This is a genomic window from Priestia sp. P1_B12_1, assembly GCF_056406695.1.
On the sequence record NZ_JBFTZR010000001.1, the window covers coordinates 46,224 to 67,216 of the forward strand.

Below are 20,993 nucleotides of genomic sequence, written 5' to 3' on the forward strand. Positions count from 1 at the left end.
TATAAAATAATAAGTTTTTCTTATGAAAAGTATCATATTTTTTACATTTATTTACACGTATACATCACGTAAACTTAACTAGTACTCTACTGTTTAAGGAGGAATGTTTATGACTTTTACACTGACGCATATTGATCATATTCAGCTAGCTGCACCACCGAATTCAGAAAGCAAAGCACGGCACTTTTTCGGAACTGTTCTTGGATTAACAGAAGTCGAAAAACCGGAAAGTCTAAAAAAGCGCGGCGGCGTGTGGTTTGAATTTGGTTGTTATCAGCTGCATATTGGTGTTGAACCTGCCTTTTCACCCGCAAAAAAAGCGCATCCAGGCTTTCACGTCAAAAATCTCCCTGAGTTCAAAGATCATTTGACTAGCTTCGGTATTTCTTTTATGGAAGACAAAAACATTCCCGGTGTCGAAAGAATTTACGTGGCTGATCCTTTCGGCAACCGAATGGAGTTCTTAGAGAGAGTGAATCTCCCTTTTTCTAACTGAATATTAGACAAAACAAGAGCTCTTATTTAAGAGCTCTTGTTTTCTTTTGGTCCTTCTTTTTGCTTTTCTTTCCACAGCATGTACAGCAACAGTCCCAGCACACAAAATGCCACGCCAAACATTGTTAAAGGAAATAAAAATGTATTAATAAAATGATGATAAACCCATGAGTCGTTCATCTAACCAGCTCCAATACGCACCGTTTTTTTACAGTATGCCCTAATATAAACTTTTTTATGTTGTGTTAAATATCATAGTTTCTATCATATTTCTATTTCTTTTTAATAGAGTAAATAGTAAATACATAACATTCTCCTCTTAGAGTTCTCATCCGCTGATTTCAAAATTTTATTAGAGGAGGTTTACTCTATGAAAAACAAGTTTACTGAAAAGCCTAAAAAGCTTTTTTGGATCCTTTCTTATAAATCATTAATTATCGCTATACTATTTGTTCTTTTAACATCAGCCGCTATTTTTACCGTCACGTATTCAACTCTTCAGCATACGCTGCGCTCGAACGTTGTCTATCAAGCACTATCAAATTATAAAGCACAAAGCTTGTTCTACTTCATGCATACGGAAAACCATCATTTCTCTCATGCCTTTGAAGAAGATTTCTCTCCGCCTCCTCTCTCTTCTGTCGCCCTTCAGCTGGCGACGAATATTCGCGTGGCAGATACAAGAAGTCTATTTGGATCAGAACTGCCCGGCTTTTCTATTTTTGATTCCCATATTCTATTAGCCGGTGAAGGAACGGATTATACCACGATTCCTCATGAATCGGCTCCTCCGCTCGAAAGCATTTCAGGCGAGCGTGATTTGGATCCTGCTGAAAGCAAAACGTACGAAGAAAGCAAAAAACAGTCTCAAACACAGGCCAAGCAAAGTACGGGAGACAGAAAAGTTGTGTACATCTACCACACGCACAGCTGGGAATCTTATTTCCCTTTACTTGGTATGCAAGGTGAAGCGAACGAAAATAAAGCAGTTGATAACAAAACCAACATCACGCTCGTTGGTCAAATGCTAGGAATGGAATTAAAAGCAGACGGAATCGGTTCGGAAGTAGATACAACCAATATGACGCAAAAGCTGAATGAAAAAGGCTGGGGTACAGGACGAGCCTATATGATGTCTCGCAGCGTAGTGGAAACAGCTCTTCAGCAAAACAAAGACGTCGATTATTTAATTGATATTCATCGTGATTCACTGCGCCAAGAAAAAACAACGGCTGCTATTAACGGCAAATCGTACGCTAAAATGATGATTGTATTAGGTGAAGCAAACCCGAAATTTGATGAAAACGTGAAAATGGCTAAAGCGATTCATGAAAAACTAGAAGAAAAATATCCAGGCCTTAGCCGCGGAGTGTTAAGCAAAAAGAAAACAAGCGGCAATAACGGGCTATATAATCAAGACTTATCCGACCGCTCCATTTTAATCGAAGTAGGGGGCGTCGATAACAATATGGAAGAACTCACAAATACCGTCAAAGCTTTTTCTGATGTGTTCAGCGAGTATTACTGGCAAGCTGAAAAAGTGAATGCGCAGTAAACAAAAACTAGCTACCCCAGGTAGCTAGTTTTTGTTTTTATGAGAGTCACGCTTCTCCTCTTCTTCACACGCAAAGCACACCAGCTTCCCTTCAACAACCACACCGTTTAAAAATCCCTCTAAACAGTATACGTTCTTTTGACATACTGTGCAGATTCCAACGTACTCTTTCACGACTTTCTCACTCCTTACATACGATTAAAAACCATAAAAAAAAAGCTCTATTAAAGAGCTTCTTTCCGTACATAGGATTTTCCTTCATTTCAACAAACGGCTCATTTCCTCGGGAGAAAGCGGCTTATCAAATAGATAGCCTTGACCGATATGACAGCCTTGTTCTGTCACAAACTGCAGCTGTTCTTCGTTTTCGATTCCTTCTGCAGTGAGATCAAAGTTAAGTTTCTTTCCCATTTGAATAATCGTTTCAACCAGCACTTTTCCAACTTCGTCTAAGTCGTCAATAAATGATTTATCAATTTTTAACGTATTAATCGGCAAGTGTTTCAGATAGCTAAGAGAAGAATAGCACGTTCCGAAATCATCCATCGCCACCTTTATCCCTAGACTCCGCAGGCGGTTTAGCACTTTTTTCGATTCTTGACTGTTTTGAATAACGCTTTCGGTGATTTCAAGTTCCAGAAAGTGCGGCTCAAGGCCTGTTTTTTGCAAGATTTGTTCAATCTCCGCTACGAATCGTGAGGACTTCAGCTGAATAGGTGATACGTTCACTCCTATTTTGCTCGCTTTTGAATTCAGCTCTGTCCATGCTTTCATTTGCTTACACGCTTCTTCTAACACCCACTTGCCAACCGGCACAATCAGACCCACTTCTTCTAAAATAGGCAAAAATTCATTTGGATAGACGGTACCAAATTTTGCGCTATTCCAGCGGATAAGCGCTTCTGCCCCTATCACACCAGACGTTTTCAAATCGATTAACGGCTGATAAACAAGCTGAAACTCATGTCTTTCTAACGCATACTTTAACTCATTCTCCATGCTGATTGTTTTAATTATTCGTTCATTTGATGAAGATGAACTCATTTCATATGTGTTTCGTCCATTTCGTTTTGCTACATACATCGCAATATCTGCTTGCTTGATCAGTCGATCAATTAGTTCATCTGCGTCTTTTGGGACAATTTGCTGCTGACATTCCTTTGAAAACAAGCTGATGCCAACGCTTGTAGAGGTTAGCACTTTATCACCGTCTATATAAAAAGGAAGAGACATTTCTTTTACAATCTGCTCGGTCATTTCTTCAATTTCCTCAACAGTTTTTAGTGTATGCAGCACTAAAATAAACTCATCGCCCCCGTGCCGCGAGATAAAATCAGAGGACGGAATACATTTTTTTAACCTTTCTGCTACGCGCCTCAGCAGCACATCGCCGTGATGATGGCCAAGCGTATCATTTATTGATTTAAAGCGGTCTAAATCTAAAAATAAAATAGCCAGCAGTTCTGGAGATTCCTCATCTATAAACAGTTTTTTCAGCTGTTTGTTTAACCAATAGCGGTTAGGTAAATTGGTTAACGGATCATAATAAGCCATTTGCTTAATTTTTTCTTCATATGCTTTTCGTTTTGTAATATCATTACGAATCGATACGTACTGATACGGCTTACCCCGCTCATCTAAAAAAGGAACGATGGTTGTATCCACCCAGTAGTACGAGCCGTCTTTTGCTTTGTTTTTTATTTCTCCGTGCCATACCTTACCGGATTTGATCGTGCTCCATAACTCTTTAAAAAACAAGCTTGAATGATGTTTCGAATTAATAATACGATGGTCCTGCCCGAGAAGCTCATGTCTTTCATACTTAGAAATTTCACAGAATTTATCGTTCACGTGATTGATGAATCCACGACTATCCGTAATCGCTACGATTGATGATTCATTTAACGCAAGTTCAATATCATTTAGTTTTTTCAGCGCTTCTTTAAATTTATATTCAAAATGCCTGTTTTCCATATCCTATACACCTTTATCAAAATTTTAACGATAAAACAAAACCCATGACGAAATGATAGAGAGGAATCGTGAATAATGAATACAATTTAATTAGCAATGGACAGCGAATTAGTTTGTCCGATTGCCTTACATTCGTAAAATAGTAAGCGTACAATTGCCGCTTTTCCTCTTTACACCTTTACAAACTTCTTACACGCAGTTTGTAAAAGGATTGATAGATAGTTTCGTTTATCCATATCTGTTATCACAACTTTTCTATGGTAACATTAAAATGATTTTTATAGAAATGAAAGTGTACTTTCTTCACGTAATTGACATACATTTTGATGGTAAAAAGAAAAAAGCCCCTGCTTTAAACAGAGGCTTTTTTCACTTTCTTCTTACGAGCTTGTACGGTTCAGCCACGGAAGAATAAGGTCTTGAAAGGTTTTATTGTATACAACAATTCGATTAAGATAATACGGATCGTTATCTTTTGTAATAAGGTGCGGCGCTAGGATAGCTGCTTGGTGAAAACCAGCATTTTTTACAATTTTAGCTACGTCATCATTTGTATTGCCGTATGGATACGCAAAGTAAACAGGGTCTACTCCTAAATGTTGCTTAATCGTTTCTTTGCTTTTTCGTAAATCTTCAGCAAACGCGCTGTATTTAGCAGGCGTCAGAAATAAAGGCTTGTCTTCTTCTAAACGGTGCATATCATATGTATGCGAACCGACTGTCGCAAGGCCGCTGTCTTTCATTTCTTTTAGCTGACTCCACGAAGCCATGTTTAAATTTTGAAAGTCCTCTGCTCCCACTTGTCCTGCGATTACATATAGCGTAAACGGAATGTTTTCCTTTTTCAAAATTGGAAACGCGTTTTGATAAACAGTACGGTCGATATCATCAAATGAAATCCATACGCAGCGTTTTGGAAACGTACCTTTTTGCTGATACGTTTCAATATCTTTTGGCGTAACAAACGTAGCGTCAATTTCCTTCAGCTTTTTTAACTGATGTTCAAAATCATTGCTGTAAACGCTGTACTCTGTTAGCTCGTCAGACTTTGTAACTGAGCTGATAATTCGGTTAAACCAATTATGCTTGCGCACGCGATGATAATTTAAGCCTAAGCATCCGTTCGTCTCAAGCGCTGGCTCCACGGTCGTTGTTGCTTTCGCCTTGTCTTCCCAATTCACTACTTTAAAGAAAACAAAACCAACTACCGATGCCGCAATCAAAAGAAAGAATACATATTTCTTCATGCGTGCTTCCTCTCTTCAGTATGTTTTAACGGATTAACATCAAACTCGATGTACTGTGCACGCTGAAGCTCTTGAATTTGATCCTTGGATAAAAGCTCAAGACGCTCTAAATCTTTAATACTCGTATACGCTGGCTCTTTTCGTCGGTTTAAGCTTCCAAATCTCTTTTTGTTGTAGGATCTCCATAAAAACAGAGCCAGGAAAAAGAAGCAAAAAATAACGAGTCCAATTACTAAAAATGTTCGAATTTCGCCGTTCGTCGTTTTGAACGCAATTTTTAATACCCCGCTGTAACGGTCATTTACGCCGATAACAGCTGAAAGGAAAAACCAAAGAACAATGGCACAATACAGCCAAAAAACAGATGAAATAATGATGCTTATCACTAATCGGGCAAGAGGCTGTTTGGCTTGAATCATGATTTGCTCTTCGTTAAGCCGCGGTCTGGACTGCTCCATGTAGCATAGCCTCCTTTCACTCTAGATCTGATAGCACGAGGAAATGCGCCCACTACCACAATCGTATTCACAATCCAGTAAAGAGCTGGGTACCATGCAGCCCATACGTAATACCGCTTCACGTTGTCGTATTTTGAATCAATTTTCAGCGCAATAAACAGCTGAATTAAGCTCATAAATACAAGGGAAAATGAAGTAAACGTAAACCAAAACAGCATGTCTTGAGGGCTGCTCGCCGTAACAAGCAGCATGATAGTCACAAATAGCCATGCAAATGACCAAAGGGTACTGATCCACTGCTCTAGGTATACAATCCAAATTCTGCGCTGCTTCCATTTTAATAACACTTTCCAGTGGCGAAGCATTACCTCTTGTCCGCCTTGAGCCCAGCGTACTCGTTGCTTCCAAATTCCTTTTAAGGTTTCGGGCACAAGCATCCAGCACAATGCGCGCGGTTCATAGCGGATATCCCAAAAGCGCTGCTGCAGCTTCCAGCTCACGGCGATATCTTCCGTAATCATGTCACGATCCCACAGTCCGACGTCCACAAGTGCTTTCTTTCGAAAAGCTACTACTACGCCTGAGACCGTCATTACTTTTCCTAAAATTCGCTGTGTTCGTTTAATAGAACCGATAATAGAAGAATACTCAACTAGCTGAATGCGACTCAGCAGCGTATTACGGTTTCGAATGCGCGGATTTCCGGTAACGGCTCCCAGCCGTTCCCCTTTATGAAGAAAATGATGGATTAGATAATATGGAGCGTCTTGATCTAAAATAGCGTCGGAATCTAAGCAGATTAAAAACTCAGCTTTAGATGCGTGCGCACCTAAATGTAACGCGTTGGCTTTTCCTTTATTTTCATAAAGCTGAATCACACGAACTTCAGGGTGATTTCTGCTGATGTCCTTTAAAATAGCAGCTGTTCCATCCGTACTGCCATCGTTAATAAGGATGATTTCTTTAGACGGATAATCTAACGCCAAAAGGTGCTTAAGCGTTTCTTCAATCGTCTCTTCTTCGTTATAGCAAGGCACTAAAAAGCTCACTAACGGCCAGTCAATTGTTGAAAAATCAACTTTAGGATCTCGGTCGCGATAGCGTATGTAAATAAGCGTGCCTGCAATCCAAAATAAAGACATAATAAATGGATACCAGAAAACAAAGCTCGCAAGCTTTTCAAATCCAGGTATTAATACGTGTTGCATATTCATTTTTCTGACTCCTTCACACCAATTAAAATTGCACAGAGTGACAATTTTATCACTAAATTGGTTAAATAGAACATAGTAATTTTAACCATCTAAAAAAAGATACTTTTAAACTACTTTTATTCCTATATTATACAACCCTTATATGTAAGCAAGAAGCACCAATAAAGGATGGGCAAGTTACCTACTTAAAGAAGTGACATATAGTATCTTTGTAGATTAAAAGCGTGATGGTTGCAGGTAGTATACGACAGAAACCCTTTCCCTAAGGAGGAATAACAAATATGAACGAACAAATTCAGAAGCTGCTCAATAACTTAATTCAACTTGAACACGTCTCTTCGACTTTATACCTAGCTATGTCTAACTACATGAACCGATTAAACTATAAAGGAATGGGCAACTGGCTGCGTCTGCAGTCTGAAGAAGAACGCACTCATATGCTAAAACTTATTGACTACTTAGTTGACCGCGGCGGAACGGTAGAATTAAGCTCTTTGCCTGCTCAGCCAAGTGAGTTTGGGACACCGTTAGAAACGTTTCAAAAAGTATTGGAGCATGAGAAGTTCGTCACGAACTCTTATCGTCAAGCGTTTCAATTTATAAGCCAAGCGAATGACCCTCAAACGTTAGTCATCGTGCAGGACTTTTTACGAGAACAAGTCGACGAAGAAGCTCAAGCTCAAACGATTGTAGACCGTCTAAAAATCGCTCAAAATAACCCTGCAGCTATTTTTATACTCGATCAAGAACTAGGACAGCGAAAGGCTGCACCAGCGGGTGGAGCAGCTCCGCAAGGTTAAAAGCGCAGAAGAGTGTAGAACAATGTGCAGAACCAATAACACGACGCCCGTTTCCTTGTTTCGAGTTGGTATTCACCACGGCTATTATGGCTATCCGCCTAATGTGTATAACGCCATTCAAAGGCTTATGAATCAATATATGCATCAGCTTCACTATCATCGACCTCAATATGTTCACGTCTACTACGTGCACCCTTCTCTTATTCACTACTACCTTCACTAAGTTAAGGAGAATAAGAACCTTGCTTCTTGAAGAAATTCACCGTTTCTCCACCCTAATTCAGGAATCCCAATCAAAAATATGGATATTTATGCTAATACAGGTTTTGTTAATCAAATAAAGAAACAATTATTAGCGGGGTGTCATATGGATAATCAATACGTTGTAGGATGGGGAACGCTGGCTTTAATTAATGCCGGATTAGCGCAAGGTAAAAATCGAACGGGTCTGAACTGGTTCTTATTATCTCTTGCTTTAGGACCGCTGGCTACCTTCAGCTTACTGCTGGTTGAAAAACGATAAAAATTGGTTCAAAGCTCATTGCTTTGAGCTTTTTTCTTTATTCTTCGACTATAACTGCTCTTCAAAACAAGTAAAAAAAGCTCCGCTTGAAATTTTTTTCTCGACTTAATATGCATAAATCTATTCATCATTCAGCGTAAATCCGGCTGCATTTTGTTAATAAAAAACCTACTCTTTAGAAAAGGAAGGAAGCTCCTTTTTAAACCTTTGTTTCTGACAATAAAATCAAAAGAAAGAAAAACGCTTTTATTCTATGCTTTTCTAATTAACAGATTAACTGTTTTCTTCAGATGATGACCTTTTACATGGGACAGCTGTGCATCTACTGAATGAGGTCAAACTTCCTGTATTTCTCAATCTGTAGGATGAATAAATACTCATTTGCTTCATTTGACAAAGAAATAAATGCTGTGTAATTTAAGTAACATACCCCATCTAAAATGTTTTTAGAAAGGATTAAGTAGCAAGATGCGTACAAAAAAAGAAGAGTGTATAATTGACGAAATGGGAAGAGTATCCCTTCCTTCTTTGTTTATGCAACTAACAAAACTCGAGACAAACGACAAAGTTTTTTTGCGGAGCTGTGATGATTGGATTATTATCGATCATCATGATGAAAATGTCCCGGTTCCTTCTCATATCTTCATTCGAACAATTGACCATATGGGTAGAATAGTCATTCCAAGATCCCTGCGAGATGACTATGAACTTAAGCCCTTTGATTATGTAGAACTATACATGGTAGAACAGCAAATTGTTATGAAAAAAAGAGACGAAAAATCGATAGCGCTTTCACAAAAAACTGCGGTGGCTCCTCTTTATTATGCAACATTAACCGGCCGGCAGATTCAGCTCACTTCTGAACTTTTAACGTCCGTCGAATTGGATGCAAACATGGAGGTTCAATTTTTTATTAACAAAGAAAATAACATTGTAATTCAAAAATATGAAATGAATTTTGGTAAGAAAACGACTTTAACATTTACGGCTCAATCTCGAAAAATTGATGACCGTTTTCGACTTACTATTCCTAAAAAGCTGCGAGATGATTTCTCCATCCACTCAGGTACGATGTTAAAAGTCAAGACAGGTAATAAGCAGCTCATTTTAGAAAAAGTGGAGAACGAAAAAGAGATTAGCAGCGTATTATCTCAGCAAATAGACGCAGCAATTGTTGAAAAATTACCGAAATAAGAACGACGCCAAAACAAATGGTTTCCTACAGCTTCAAAGCAAAAGCTAAGAGTTAGGCATAGACTGACCCTTTCTATACTCAACTCTTAGCTTTTAGACTTATCTTTTTATTTCTTTATATATTGTCTCTACTGGATAATCGCTAAAGCGGCTCATCCACTCTTTTACTGTGAGTGTGATACGATCTCGATATGCGGGATTATTCGTGTAGAATTTCACTTTGTCACTGTCAACAATCAACGCTACGTAATAATAGCCTTGCTTATCATACTCAATGATTCCTTCCATAAGCGTGTACAAACCGGTTACTCCACCTGATAGCGCTGTCGCTCCTAAGCCGTCTAAATCTTTTTCATCATGGACGATTTGAAAGTTATCAACAAGCGTTTCGTAGTCATTTCCTACAAGTTTTTTCACATTTTCATCCTGTTCGCTTGGAAGGATATCGAGTTCTGATAAGGTCTTCGTATGTTCTGTGATCTTTCCTTTTTTATACGTGCCGTCAAAAGAAACATTTAACCCGCCGTAATAGGAACAGCCTGCAGTAGCATCAATTTTGATTTCTTTTTGACTTAACGTAAAGTTTAGTATGCATTCCGTAGCTTCTTCCGTGTCTTTATAAACAGCTTTATTTCCTTTCACCTCTGCTTTTCCTTCTATTCCTCCTGCATTCGCACCGTATACTGCACCTATTGTAAAATCAAAAGAGCCGCTTGTTGAATTAGTGATAGTTAATCCTGCTTCTTGATGATGAATATCTCTTGACCATTCTCCGTCATAGTTTCCGCTGTTTTGCGTCGATGGTGCTGATGCTTTGATTGAAGCAGTGTTCTCTGCCTTAGAAATATCCTTTAAGCGTAATTGATCATCCGACCATACGGCTGAATATACCCAATCGTACTCCTTTATCGTTTCTGAACCATTAGGCTGAACAATCATAATCACTTCATGGGTTTGGATATCATAAGCAGATCCTGCTTTTTTAAAGTCAACCACTTCATATTCTACTAATCTTTCTTGAATCCCTTTGCCATGTAACTGACTAATTAAAGACTGCTGATCTCTATAAAGAGAACTTCCTTTCACCAGATAGCTTTTTACTTCTTTGAAAGAACCATTGTTGATTCCTTTTATTAAACCTTGCAAATATGACTTGATTAATACATTAGCCGTTTGTTTTGTAGGGGTAGATACGTTGTTTTCATCTTTAGCAGGAGATGTAGTATTTGTTGAAGGAGTGCTTGACTTTTGATGGTTGCCCTTTTCCTTATCATCATTTTGCTCCGATGTGTGAATAGCACTTTCTTTTTGTTCAGGATGTTGAGCACTTGAAGTGATGCTTTCTTTTTCGTCGCGGGAAGATACCTCATTTTGCTGACAGCCGCTTATAAGTAAACTAACCGACAGCAGAATACTAACCACACTGACGCTTATAGTGGAACGTTTCATGACTTCTCCTCTTTTCTTCCGTAATTACACAGAACGATTCATTAACACTACAATTATACTAAAATAAAACAACATTTCCATATCTATCAAAATTATTGTAAATAATTTGAATATATGATTATAATAAGATACTTTGCATAGAGGAGGCTGATTTAGTTGAAGATCCCGACAGGAGCTGAATTTTACGATAATGATGAGACGTTTTTGGCTTATACAAAACGCCGGCAGCAAAAAGAAAATGCCAACGATACGATTGAAAAACCGGCCATTTTACAGCTTCTAGGTGATATTACAAATGCAGACGTTTTAGACTTAGGGTACGGAAACGCCCGATTTGGCGTGGAGCTTCTTGAACAGGGATGTTTCTCTTATACCGGAGTAGACGGCTCGATCAATATGATAAACGCGGCTCAGCAACAGCTTTTAAATTATCCAAATGCAAGAGTGCTTCATGAATCGATGGAGCATTATACTCCACCACGCACCGAATACGATTTGGTTACTGCAAGACTGTCCCTCCACTACATGGAAGACTTAGCCTCCATTTTCACTAAAGTGAATCAAGCACTCAAACCTGAAGGAAGATTTATCTTTTCTGTGGAACATCCAGTCATTACTTCCACTTTGCAGCCTTCTGCTCTGCGCACAAGCTGGACGGTGGATAACTACTTCTCAATGGGATTCCGTCAGCAGCACTGGATGGGCGGATGCGTTCAAAAGTATCATCGCACGCTTGAAGAGTACTTTTCTTTGATGCAGCAAAGCGGATTCACCGTTACAAATTTAAAAGAAGCATGTCCTCAAAAAGAACGTTTCGACAGCGCTGAAACTTACGAGCGTCGAATGCGTATTCCTTTGTTTTTACTGATGAGCGGCGTGAAGAACAGATAAATGAAACCTATTTTCACCGTAACCATAAAAAATCCGAACGAGTTGGATTCCCCATTAAGCATCTCAACTCATCGTTCGGATCTTCCTTCAACTAAACTACCTTTGTCCCAGCTTCTTTCCTAACTTTCTTCGTATAAAACCGCTTTTTGTTTAAACTTAGCGTATTTTATTTATTCACGCTCACGTTATAAAATACAGGACCTAAGTTAAAATCATAGCCTTTTACATGTGTAGACACGGCGTTAATATTGACTTTATGACCAATTAACGTAAACGGAAGCTCATCCCATACGTATTTTTGCGTAGCATCAATAGCTGGTCGTGCATCTTCTACAGAAGCAGCGGCTTTGATTTTATCTAAGTATTTCGTTGACTTTTCAACCGGAGCTCCTCCTGACGTCCAAAAGCCTTGGAAAATGGTTGAACGCGCCGCCCAGTCTACGGGGTAAATATCCCATGCTTTAGGATCATTTACTTTATCCGTAAACGTTGCCCAGTCATACACTTCCAGCTTTACCTTCACACCGATTTTTTCAAGCTCTTGCTGTACAATAACAGCCGTATTGTACTGATCTTGATAATCGCGTGACGTTAAAAGGCGCAGTTCCTGCCCGCTGTATCCAGCCTTTTTCAAATAGCTTTTTGCTTTCTTTTCATCATGCTGATTGTACTCTTCTTTTCCTGCTTCGCTGTAGTAGTTCGGAAACTTTTTATTCACAATCGATGAAGTCAGTTCATAGTAATCAGAACCCCCGTATGAACTTGATAAAATGTCTTTTGCATTAATCGTAGCATTTACAGCTTTTCTAGCATTTAAATCGCTAAAGAACCCTTCTTGCGTGTTATAAAATAAACCAATGAATCCGCCTGGAGCCAGCTTGTTCTTAACGTTTTGCGTACTTTCAATTTGAGCCGCATTGTCGCTTGAAACACCTAAGGCAATATCAAACTGTCCGGCTGTAATGCCTGAAATTCTAGTAGATTCATCGCTTAAAAAGCTAATTTTAATTTCATCTACGTGAGGAGTCTTTTTAATTTTTCGTCCTTTTGAAGAATAATCTTTAAACCTCTCTAGCGTGATATATTGATTCTTTTTCCATTCCTTCACTTTAAATGGACCTGTGCCAACGAACTCAGTAGCTCCTTCAGCAGGTGCTTTTTCGATGATTTCTTTTGGAAAAATAGCGGCCGCTGGAATTGGGTCTGCTAGCAGTGCCAGCGTATTCACATTCGGTGTTTTCAAATGAAGCTCAACCGTGTAGTCTCCTGTTTTTTTGACTTGTGCACCAACAAAGTTTGTTTTGCCAAGTGAAGACAGCTTAATCCAGCGGTTAATCGAAGCTTCTACATCGTCTGCTGTCATTTCCTTTCCATTATGAAACTTTACGCCTTTTCGCAGCTGAAACGTATAGACTTTTTTATCATCGCTTATATCAATTTTTTCTGCTAAATCAGGTTCTACATTACCTTTACTATCAAAAATAACGAGTCCTTCGTAAATATTTCGCGCCGCATCTTTAACCGAAGAATTCCCAGTAATCTGAGGATCTAAAGTTGTTGGCTCGCTTTGAAACGCAATGTTTAGCGTACCTCCGTCTTTTGAAGCGGCACTGGTGCTTTGATCGCCTGAGCTTGCTTGATTATTACTGCACCCGGCAGCAAATAAAGCAATCACAATAAATAATAACCATTTCACCTTAACCTTTTTCAACGTCATTCCCCCAATAGTTAAAATCGCTTCTTAAAAACCTACTATATTTGTAAGGTTAGTAGGAATATAAACCATCCTACCACCTTTCCATTTGTTTGTGAAATTAGAAAAATTAAACTATTTATTTGCAATTACTGATTCAATTTATCTTGTTCCAATTCTTAATTCTTAGTATGTTTATAAGTAAAGTATTTTATCTAAAGGAGGATATTATGAACTCTGCCATCCGTCTTCATATTAAAGAACATATTGCAACGATCGAACACTACAAACAAGCTTTATCTCTTCTATCGTGGGACGCAAAAACATCCGCCCCTCTTAATAGCCAAAAGCAGCATGCAACCATTCAAGGCACGCTTTCAAAAGAGCTTTACCTGCTGCAAACAGATCCAGCCTTTGCAAAAGAATTGCAGCATCTTCAAGAACACAATCTAAATCAACTACAGCAAAAACAAGTACAGCACTATTGGAACATCTATCAAAAACTTTCCGCTGTACCACTGGAAGACTATCATCAATTTTCCGTTTTAAAAGCTGCTACTCATGCTCTTTGGTCACAGGCTAGAGAGCAAAATGAATTTAAACTCGTCAAAGACAACCTGCAGCAGATGATTCATATGCATAAAAGATTTGCGGAGTACCGTAATCCTCACCTCGCTCCTTACGAACAGCTTTTAGAAGAATATGAGCCCGACGTTTCTAGTGAAACCATCGATTCGCTTTTTCAACAAATTAAAGATGCTATTCTTCCTTTGCTGACAAAAATTAAACGCTCTTCGATTACACATGATACATCATTTATCAGCAAGCCGTTTTCAATCGAAAATCAGCAGAAGCTCGGAAAACACCTTCTCACTGCTATTGGCTATAACTTTAAGTCTGGCCAAATCGGTATCACGACCCACCCGTTCAGTGCAGGCATTCACTCGCAAGACGCACGGCTTGCAGTAAGATACGACGAACACAATGTAAAACTGGCAGCTTTTATGTTTTTACATGAAGGCGGACATTCTATCTATAACCAGCAAATTAGCTCTGACTTGCTTGACACAGGATTGGGCGCATACACTTCTATGGGACTGCATGAATCTCAGTCTCTTTTTTGGGAACGTATCATTGGAAAACACGAAGGCTTCTGGAGAAATCACGCTCACTTATTCAAAGAGTTAGAACCTGCGATCTACGGTGATATTTCATTTGAAACTCTTTACTTTGCCTTAAATGAAGTCACACTTTCTCTCATTCGTTTGCAAGCAGATGATCTTACCTATCTGCTCCATATTATCATTCGCTACGAACTAGAAAGAGATTTATTCGCTGACAAGCTTCGCGTTTCGGATCTTCCTTCGGCATGGAATACAAAATATGAAGCGTACTTGGGGATCAAACCGGAAACAGACCGTGACGGGGTATTGCAGGACGGCCACTGGTACGGTGGAGCGTTTGGCTACTTCCCTTCCTACAATTTAGGCTTTATTTATGCAGCTCAGCTAAGAGAATCCATGATCAAAGACCATCCTGACTTTGATGAAATCATTTCGAGTCAAAATCTATCGCTTATAGCAGACTGGCAAAAACAGCATATCCACCAGTATGGAAAACTAAAAACGCCAAAAGAGATCTTAACGAGCCTTTCTATAGCTAGAATTGATGCTCAGCCGTTAATTAATTATTTGACGAAAAAATATGAAGGGTTATACAAACTTTAAATTTGCCATCAAAAAAAGCATCAAAGCCTTTTGTTAGAGAAACAAAATCTTTGATGCTTTTTTAAAGAAAGATTTACTTAGCGTTTGTGCTAATATAATGTTTAATTACTTCATAAACATAGTCTTGGCAAGCTGCTGCTGTGTTTGGATTATATTTTCCACCGTTTACTTTGTTGTTAGATAGCACTCTAATACCTAAGAATGGAACGTCATAGCTTCCTGCAATTTGTGCTGCCGCTGCGCCTTCCATTTCTTCTACAGACGTCCCGTACTTAGTATGGAACCACTTAATTCGATCCACTTCGTTATTCCACGTGTCCGCTGATCCTATCGTTCCTTCCACCACTTTTCCTTTTTTATATGTATCTTTTACTGCGTTTGCAGCCGCCAGTAACTTCTTATCTCCTTCATAATAGCGAGCTTTTTCAGCATCAGGATCTTCACCAGCGCTTCCTTCAGAAGCCATTAAATCCATCGGCTTCCACGCAGCAGGATCCATTCCTTCGCCTTCTTTTTTATCTTCTGTTTTTAAAGAGCCTATATTTGTTGTTCTCTTTCCTAATACAATATCAAACACGTTCAGATTTTCATCATGTCCGCCTGATGTTCCTTGATTGATAATTGCTCTAGGATGGTATTTTTCTATAGCTACCGCTGTAGCAGCTGCCGTGTTTTCCATTCCTTTTCCCGTTTTAACTACAATAACCGGATAATTATCGACAGTTCCTTTGTAAAAAACAAAATTCCCTGACTTTTCTTCTTTTACATTTTCTAATTTTTTAGCGAATTTCTGCGCTTCTATCGGCATCGGCCCTTGAACAATAACAGGCTTCTGCTTCTGTTTATCTCCGGCTTCCTTTTTTGAAGCTGAATTACACCCGGCAAGTACAGATAGTAATAGAATCATACTAATACCCAATAAAATTCCTGATTTTAACACCTTGTTTTTCATAGATTGTTACTTTCACTCCATTTCGTTTTGTTGTTTCATACACTCGATGATTGGACAAAAGAAAAAACCTAGAACACTTTTGATTTTCTAAGCTTTTTAGAGTCAAAGTATAAGAAGTTAAGCACGGAATAACATTTATATATTGATAAACCGAACGTTTTTACACTTTAACTCGTAGTCCAGTTCTTTGAATGGGAACCAGGTAGAGACACTCAGACCATATTTCCAAGCATATACGAGCAATATTTTTCACTTTCTAAATGTATCAAATACAAAATGGTTATTCAATACATAGACGAATATTTTAATTAAAAAATTGTTCAAACGTTCGTTTTTATGATTTAAACCTACTGAATCTTTTGTTAATTTTTATCTCAATACAAAAAAAGTGTCTCAAAACCGAAACTTCGAGACACTTTTTATGCTTACTGAAAGCCTATATTTATCGTTCTACTTTCACTTCACGTTAATTGGCAGCGGTGCATGAGGAGCTACAAGCTTCTGTTCACGCATTTCTTCCCAGAAGGCTGCTGGAATTGCGGTGTTTAATGCTGCTTTGTCTTCGGCAATACGCTCTGGACGACTAGCGCCTGGAATAACAGCAGCAACCGCTGGATTAGCCAGTGAAAATTGGACAGCAGCAGCCTTAATGCTGATCTGATGACGATCTGCAATAGCTTTGATTTTTTCTACTTTTGCCATAATGTCTGAAGATGCTTTTTGATATTCAAAGTGCGTACCTCCAGCAAGAACGCCTGAGCTATATGGTCCGCCGACCACAATGTCCATATTATGCTTTACGGCTTCGGGCATTACTCGCTGCAGCGCACGCTCATGATCTAATAACGTGTAACGGCCAGCTAGCAACGAGACATCCGGCTTTGCTTCTTCCAGCTCCAGCATGATTTCAATTGGCTCTACTCGGTTTACTCCAAGTCCCCATCCTTTAATAACTCCTTCTTCACGCAAACGTGTAAGCACACGAAATGCGCCCGTTCGAGCAGACTCAAATTGTCCTACCCACTCATCTCCATAAAAATCTTGCGCAACATCATGAATATACACAAAGTCCAAGCGATCTGTTTTTAAACGGTTTAAGCTTTGCTCGATCGAACGAAGAGTTGCATCCGCGCTATAATCATTAATAATTTTATTTTTACGGCCAAATTCAAAAAGTCCGCCTTTTTCTCCCATATCACGTGAAGATGTGTCTTCTAGTTCATCTGAAATAACGCGACCTACTTTCGTACTTAGCACATACTCATCGCGATTTCTTTTTGACAGGGCTTCACCAAGGCGCATCTCGGCTAAACCAGCTCCGTAAAGAGGGGCTGCGTCAAAGTAGCGAATTCCGCTTTCCCAAGCAGCATCGACCGTTGCGATGGCCTCTTCTTCTGGAATATTACGATACATATTGCCCAGTGGTGCTGTTCCAAACCCTAGTTTTCCCTGCAGTATTTCTCTCATATTCATAAAACCTCCTGAAATTTTTACAACTCTATTTTAGAAATTGATCAGTATGAAGGTAAACTCAATGACTGATCTATTCATTAAATGTGATTATTATCCCCTGACAAAATTTATTATGAAGCATATACACAATAAAAAAAAGTACGCACTTCAAAGTAATATGGGAACTAAAAAGTAACCTACTAAGGAGTAAATGAGCTTTTCAGACTCTTCTTTTATTTATGTACTTTCTACTTCTTACTCATGCAAACAAACATTGTGCATACAATAAGCAGAAAGCTACTTTATAAATGAGGTGAGATTCTTGAGAGATGAATACTTCAAAAAAATTGAAGATAAGCTCGATAAGCTTGATGAAATGGACGATTCCACAATGAAAGAAGAACAAAAAGATGAGTATTTTCAAAGTTTGCTAGATGATATGGATGATTTGTTAAAAGACATGCGCCAGAGAGAAAAAGAATCCGACCATCTTGTCAGTGAACATATGAAAACGGTTAATGACATATTTGATAACGCAATCAAAAACTTAAAAAAAGACCGAAATTAGCGTTACAACGCTTCTACTTCTTTTTAATATACTGATTTTTCTGTTTTTTAAATATAAAAACATAGTATTTCACATGTAAAAATGGTATTTTCAGTATACGCAAAAAGTAGGAGTGAAAAAAGGAATGGAAAACAGTCACTTTAAAGAACAAGTAAAAACGAAGGAAGAGCTTCGCCGTATAGTCGGAGCGCCTAACAAATTGGCGCATCAAAAAATAATTTCTTATTTAGATCGACACTGCCGGGAATTTATTAAACATTCCCCTTTTGTTATCATCGCTACAGCTGATTATAAAGGAATTTGCGACAGTTCTCCGCGGGGGGATCACCCTGGTTTTGTACAAGTCGTCGATGAGAAAAGACTATTGATTCCAGAGAGGCGCGGCAATCAAAAAGTAGATTCATTGGAAAATATTTTATCTAATCCTCAAATAGGGCTGCTTTTTTTAATTCCAGGCATAGAAGAAACGCTGCGGATTAATGGCAAAGCTTGCATTGTAAAAGAAAAAGCGCTGCTTGAAACAATGGCGGTTCACAATAAAACTCCGCTGCTCGCTATCGGCGTTGAAGTACAAGAATGCTTTCTCCACTGCAACAAAGCATTCAAGCGATCAAAGCTGTGGGATCCAGCATCTTGGGAAAGAGTCGAAACGCTTCCTTCCGCAGCTAAAATTGTCGCAGAGCACGCAGGCTTTTCCACCCTAGAAAGCCGCAACAATCCCGAAGAAAGCAAAACTCAGCACCTCTATGAAAAAAAGCCGCTATAATGCGGCTTTTGTCATTTTACCATCAGAAACAGTATACCTCCGGCAATGATTAGAACTGGTAATAAAGCAAGAAGCACGCCTTTTTTTGAACTTCCTATGTATTCATGATCACCATAGGCGCGGCCTGTTCTAAAATCGACTTTCACCTGAGATTTTTCTTTTTTATGTTCTTTTTTCATCCTCTTTGCCTCTTAGCGGCAGTTGAGCGTCAATTTGCTTAATATGATGCTCTAAATGAGCAATATAATCTTTAGCCAACCAATGGAGCGAAACGAATTTTCCATCTTCTAATTCGAATTGATACATATGCTTTTCTGTTGGTATATGCGAAAGAACGGAAGCAATTTGCTTATTTAAACTGCGCCATAGGGCAACTATTTCTTCCATCGACGTATCTTGATAGTGCTGCAGTTCTACCCATTCATCTTGTTTGTAAGGCGTCAGGGCCAAAGGTGTTTTTTCATGCTGCACATTGATAAACCGCTGCAAATTGTGAATGGCTGAGTCACATAAGTGCCCTACAATTTCTTTCGGTGACCACTTCTTAGGAGCAGGACGGTTTGACGCCGCTGCTTCAGAGAATACTTCAAGCTTTTTAGGGAGCTTTATCACCCATTCATCTAACTGAGCAATCGTCGTTTCCATGTTCATTTCTCCTTTAAGCACGTTTTTTCAAAAACTTTCCCCATATAATATTCATCGACTGATTTTTCATCTACAACGAGCGAACATACTTTTTTCCCTTCTATTTCAAAACCCATCTTTTTATACAGCGAAATGGCCGGTTCATTGTGGGTCATCACCGTTAGCTCCACTCGTTTAATGCCGCTCTGTGCTGCCCATCTCTCCATTTCTTTAAACAACGAAGTGCCGATACCTCGGTTTCCGTAAGATTGAAGCACGCCAACAGCTAAGTATGCGCTGTGTTTTTTTCGGTTAACGCTTCCGCCAATCACAGATAGATGTCCGACGAGCTGTCCGTCTTGTTCCGCCACTAAAATAGTCGAGTTCGGCATCTTTAAAAAAGTTGTAATCATTTTTTTCTGCTGTTCAAGCGTAGTCGCACGCTCATTTTCCTCGTACAGCATATATGCTGTTTCTCGATCAAGCTCTTTATTTAACGCTAAAAAAGCGGCTGCATCGGAAGCTAAAATTTCTCGAATCACGTTTATCCCTGCTTTCGTGAATAGTAGTTAACTAGAAAAAAACGGATGATATCCTTACACACGTGCTGAACGTTTTCCAAGAAACGCCGTGAAGATAAAACATACACTAAAAGCGACGGCTGAAACGAAAAAGCCAAGCATCCACCCTAAAGCTCGCATAAACGTATCTTCATTGGGATACAGAGGCTTAACGTTTAACCACTGGATCACCATAATCAATGCCAATATTAAATAAAAGCTGCTTCCCGTTAAAGCCATTTTAAGACGGTTTTTAAATGACCCTGTCCATGCGGCACTAAAGGCGCTCCACGTGAAAACACTTACAATCGTCGCTAAAAACATAAGAACAATATGTAGATAAGGGATATCTGTAAACATAAGAAGATAGAGTAAAAATATTGTAGTACCAAAATATAAAGCATTAATGCCAAACAAATAGCCTCCACTCAGCCAATGGTTTTGAAACCACTTTTTCTTGCTAAGACGTTCTACCATTCCGCCGGGCACCCACAGCGTACGCGAAAAAATAATCATCGCCAGCACAAGTACCATGCCGGCTAAAAAGAATATGAACACCTTTTCATCAGCCTTTCTATCTAAAAGAAATATGGTTAATTATACTATTAATAACAAAATTAAACTATTGTTTTCTTTACTAATAAAGAGGCTTAGACATAACAAAATTACTCCAACCTAAAGACGAACAAATGGGATAAATAAGCTGGACTGCTGGTTACACCGCTGTTGATTTCCGTGCAAGGCTTCGCTTTCCGCGGACGGCCTCGCCTGCGTTCCTTCGTGGGTCTCACCTGTTCCGCTTTTCCCGCAGGAGTCTTCACCTTATCCTCCAATCAACAGCTAGAAACTAC

General features: G+C 39.0%; 24 protein-coding genes and 1 riboswitch. Of the genes, 10 read left to right on the top strand and 14 right to left on the bottom strand.

Annotation, left to right across the window (positions count from 1 at the left end; translation table 11 throughout):
- The first annotated feature begins 109 nt into the window (after positions 1–109).
- Positions 110–496, top strand: coding sequence for a VOC family protein (locus AC1D0Y_RS00275; protein ID WP_060747213.1), 387 nt, complete (start codon positions 110–112; stop codon positions 494–496).
- 26 nt (positions 497–522) lie between these two features.
- Here the strand turns inward: AC1D0Y_RS00275 and AC1D0Y_RS00280 are convergent, their stop codons facing one another.
- On the bottom strand, positions 523–675 hold the full coding sequence (locus AC1D0Y_RS00280; RefSeq protein WP_162871436.1) for a hypothetical protein: 153 nt from the start codon (positions 673–675) through the stop codon (positions 523–525).
- Positions 676–865: 190 nt separating this feature from the next.
- Here AC1D0Y_RS00280 and spoIIP point away from each other — a divergent pair, with 190 nt between their 5' ends.
- Positions 866–2,050 (top strand): stage II sporulation protein P, encoded by a 1,185-nt coding sequence (spoIIP, locus tag AC1D0Y_RS00285; protein ID WP_025750039.1) that lies wholly within the window; start codon positions 866–868, stop codon positions 2,048–2,050.
- A gap of 24 nt (positions 2,051–2,074) precedes the next feature.
- Here spoIIP and AC1D0Y_RS00290 read toward each other — a convergent pair whose 3' ends face one another.
- The 5 genes from AC1D0Y_RS00290 to pgaC all read right to left on the bottom strand — a co-directional run bounded on the left by AC1D0Y_RS00290 (position 2,075) and on the right by pgaC (position 6,943).
- On the bottom strand, positions 2,075–2,224 hold the full coding sequence (locus tag AC1D0Y_RS00290; protein ID WP_013084503.1) for a hypothetical protein: 150 nt from the start codon (positions 2,222–2,224) through the stop codon (positions 2,075–2,077).
- An 84-nt stretch (positions 2,225–2,308) separates the two neighbouring features.
- Entirely contained in the window at positions 2,309–4,024 is a 1,716-nt protein-coding gene (locus tag AC1D0Y_RS00295; protein ID WP_060747212.1) for a putative bifunctional diguanylate cyclase/phosphodiesterase, read from the bottom strand.
- Between the two features lie 380 nt (positions 4,025–4,404).
- Complete coding sequence (icaB, locus tag AC1D0Y_RS00300; protein WP_060747211.1) at positions 4,405–5,271, bottom strand: intercellular adhesin biosynthesis polysaccharide N-deacetylase; 867 nt, start codon at positions 5,269–5,271, stop codon at positions 4,405–4,407.
- On the bottom strand, positions 5,268–5,729 hold the full coding sequence (pgaD, locus tag AC1D0Y_RS00305) for a poly-beta-1,6-N-acetyl-D-glucosamine biosynthesis protein PgaD (protein ID WP_060747210.1): 462 nt from the start codon (positions 5,727–5,729) through the stop codon (positions 5,268–5,270). Before pgaD ends, icaB begins: the two co-directional genes overlap by 4 nt.
- The gene (gene pgaC, locus AC1D0Y_RS00310; protein ID WP_060747209.1) at positions 5,687–6,943 is read right to left on the bottom strand and encodes a poly-beta-1,6-N-acetyl-D-glucosamine synthase; all 1,257 of its coding nucleotides are present in this window, start codon (positions 6,941–6,943) and stop codon (positions 5,687–5,689) included. Before pgaC ends, pgaD begins: the two co-directional genes overlap by 43 nt.
- Positions 6,944–7,224: 281 nt before the next feature.
- Between pgaC and AC1D0Y_RS00315 the strand changes: the two genes are divergently transcribed.
- From AC1D0Y_RS00315 to AC1D0Y_RS00330, 4 genes are all read left to right on the top strand, one after another.
- Positions 7,225–7,743, top strand: coding sequence for a ferritin (locus AC1D0Y_RS00315; protein ID WP_060747208.1), 519 nt, complete (start codon positions 7,225–7,227; stop codon positions 7,741–7,743).
- A 22-nt stretch (positions 7,744–7,765) separates the two neighbouring features.
- On the top strand, positions 7,766–7,966 hold the full coding sequence (locus AC1D0Y_RS00320) for a hypothetical protein (RefSeq protein WP_141425866.1): 201 nt from the start codon (positions 7,766–7,768) through the stop codon (positions 7,964–7,966).
- Between the two features lie 144 nt (positions 7,967–8,110).
- Positions 8,111–8,266 carry a hypothetical protein gene (locus tag AC1D0Y_RS00325; protein WP_169305187.1) on the top strand — a complete coding sequence of 52 codons (156 nt, stop codon included), beginning with the start codon at positions 8,111–8,113 and terminating at the stop codon, positions 8,264–8,266.
- 468 nt (positions 8,267–8,734) lie between these two features.
- Positions 8,735–9,460, top strand: coding sequence for an AbrB/MazE/SpoVT family DNA-binding domain-containing protein (locus tag AC1D0Y_RS00330; protein WP_060747206.1), 726 nt, complete (start codon positions 8,735–8,737; stop codon positions 9,458–9,460).
- 99 nt (positions 9,461–9,559) lie between these two features.
- Here AC1D0Y_RS00330 and AC1D0Y_RS00335 read toward each other — a convergent pair whose 3' ends face one another.
- Positions 9,560–10,909 (bottom strand): TcaA NTF2-like domain-containing protein, encoded by a 1,350-nt coding sequence (locus AC1D0Y_RS00335; RefSeq protein ID WP_060747205.1) that lies wholly within the window; start codon positions 10,907–10,909, stop codon positions 9,560–9,562.
- Between the two features lie 156 nt (positions 10,910–11,065).
- Here AC1D0Y_RS00335 and AC1D0Y_RS00340 point away from each other — a divergent pair, with 156 nt between their 5' ends.
- Positions 11,066–11,800 (top strand): class I SAM-dependent DNA methyltransferase, encoded by a 735-nt coding sequence (locus AC1D0Y_RS00340; RefSeq protein WP_477707280.1) that lies wholly within the window; start codon positions 11,066–11,068, stop codon positions 11,798–11,800.
- Between the two features lie 166 nt (positions 11,801–11,966).
- On the opposite strand, the gene AC1D0Y_RS00345 is transcribed toward AC1D0Y_RS00340, so the two are convergent.
- Entirely contained in the window at positions 11,967–13,517 is a 1,551-nt protein-coding gene (locus tag AC1D0Y_RS00345; protein WP_060747203.1) for an ABC transporter substrate-binding protein, read from the bottom strand.
- A gap of 206 nt (positions 13,518–13,723) precedes the next feature.
- Between AC1D0Y_RS00345 and AC1D0Y_RS00350 the strand changes: the two genes are divergently transcribed.
- On the top strand, positions 13,724–15,220 hold the full coding sequence (locus AC1D0Y_RS00350) for a carboxypeptidase M32 (protein WP_477707281.1): 1,497 nt from the start codon (positions 13,724–13,726) through the stop codon (positions 15,218–15,220).
- 73 nt (positions 15,221–15,293) lie between these two features.
- Here the strand turns inward: AC1D0Y_RS00350 and AC1D0Y_RS00355 are convergent, their stop codons facing one another.
- Both AC1D0Y_RS00355 and AC1D0Y_RS00360 read right to left on the bottom strand, forming a co-directional pair.
- On the bottom strand, positions 15,294–16,172 hold the full coding sequence (locus AC1D0Y_RS00355; protein WP_028409781.1) for a 5'-methylthioadenosine/S-adenosylhomocysteine nucleosidase: 879 nt from the start codon (positions 16,170–16,172) through the stop codon (positions 15,294–15,296).
- Positions 16,173–16,327: 155 nt separating this feature from the next.
- A riboswitch (purine riboswitch) is annotated at positions 16,328–16,431 on the bottom strand.
- Positions 16,432–16,628: 197 nt separating this feature from the next.
- Complete coding sequence (locus AC1D0Y_RS00360; protein ID WP_028409780.1) at positions 16,629–17,639, bottom strand: aldo/keto reductase; 1,011 nt, start codon at positions 17,637–17,639, stop codon at positions 16,629–16,631.
- Positions 17,640–17,937: 298 nt separating this feature from the next.
- Between AC1D0Y_RS00360 and AC1D0Y_RS00365 the strand changes: the two genes are divergently transcribed.
- Complete coding sequence (locus AC1D0Y_RS00365) at positions 17,938–18,192, top strand: hypothetical protein (RefSeq protein ID WP_477707282.1); 255 nt, start codon at positions 17,938–17,940, stop codon at positions 18,190–18,192.
- A 124-nt stretch (positions 18,193–18,316) separates the two neighbouring features.
- Positions 18,317–18,958: a pyridoxamine 5'-phosphate oxidase family protein gene (locus tag AC1D0Y_RS00370; RefSeq protein WP_060747200.1), complete on the top strand. Its 642-nt coding sequence runs from the start codon at positions 18,317–18,319 to the stop codon at positions 18,956–18,958.
- An 11-nt stretch (positions 18,959–18,969) separates the two neighbouring features.
- Here AC1D0Y_RS00370 and AC1D0Y_RS00375 read toward each other — a convergent pair whose 3' ends face one another.
- From AC1D0Y_RS00375 to AC1D0Y_RS00390, 4 genes are read right to left on the bottom strand one after another with little or no spacing between them, the layout of a single operon-like run.
- Positions 18,970–19,137: a hypothetical protein gene (locus AC1D0Y_RS00375; protein ID WP_169305186.1), complete on the bottom strand. Its 168-nt coding sequence runs from the start codon at positions 19,135–19,137 to the stop codon at positions 18,970–18,972.
- Complete coding sequence (locus tag AC1D0Y_RS00380; RefSeq protein ID WP_477707283.1) at positions 19,121–19,603, bottom strand: DinB family protein; 483 nt, start codon at positions 19,601–19,603, stop codon at positions 19,121–19,123. Before AC1D0Y_RS00380 ends, AC1D0Y_RS00375 begins: the two co-directional genes overlap by 17 nt.
- Positions 19,604–19,605: 2 nt before the next feature.
- On the bottom strand, positions 19,606–20,124 hold the full coding sequence (locus AC1D0Y_RS00385; protein ID WP_028409776.1) for a GNAT family N-acetyltransferase: 519 nt from the start codon (positions 20,122–20,124) through the stop codon (positions 19,606–19,608).
- A 54-nt stretch (positions 20,125–20,178) separates the two neighbouring features.
- Entirely contained in the window at positions 20,179–20,700 is a 522-nt protein-coding gene (locus tag AC1D0Y_RS00390; RefSeq protein WP_337133992.1) for a hypothetical protein, read from the bottom strand.
- Positions 20,701–20,993 lie beyond the last annotated feature (293 nt).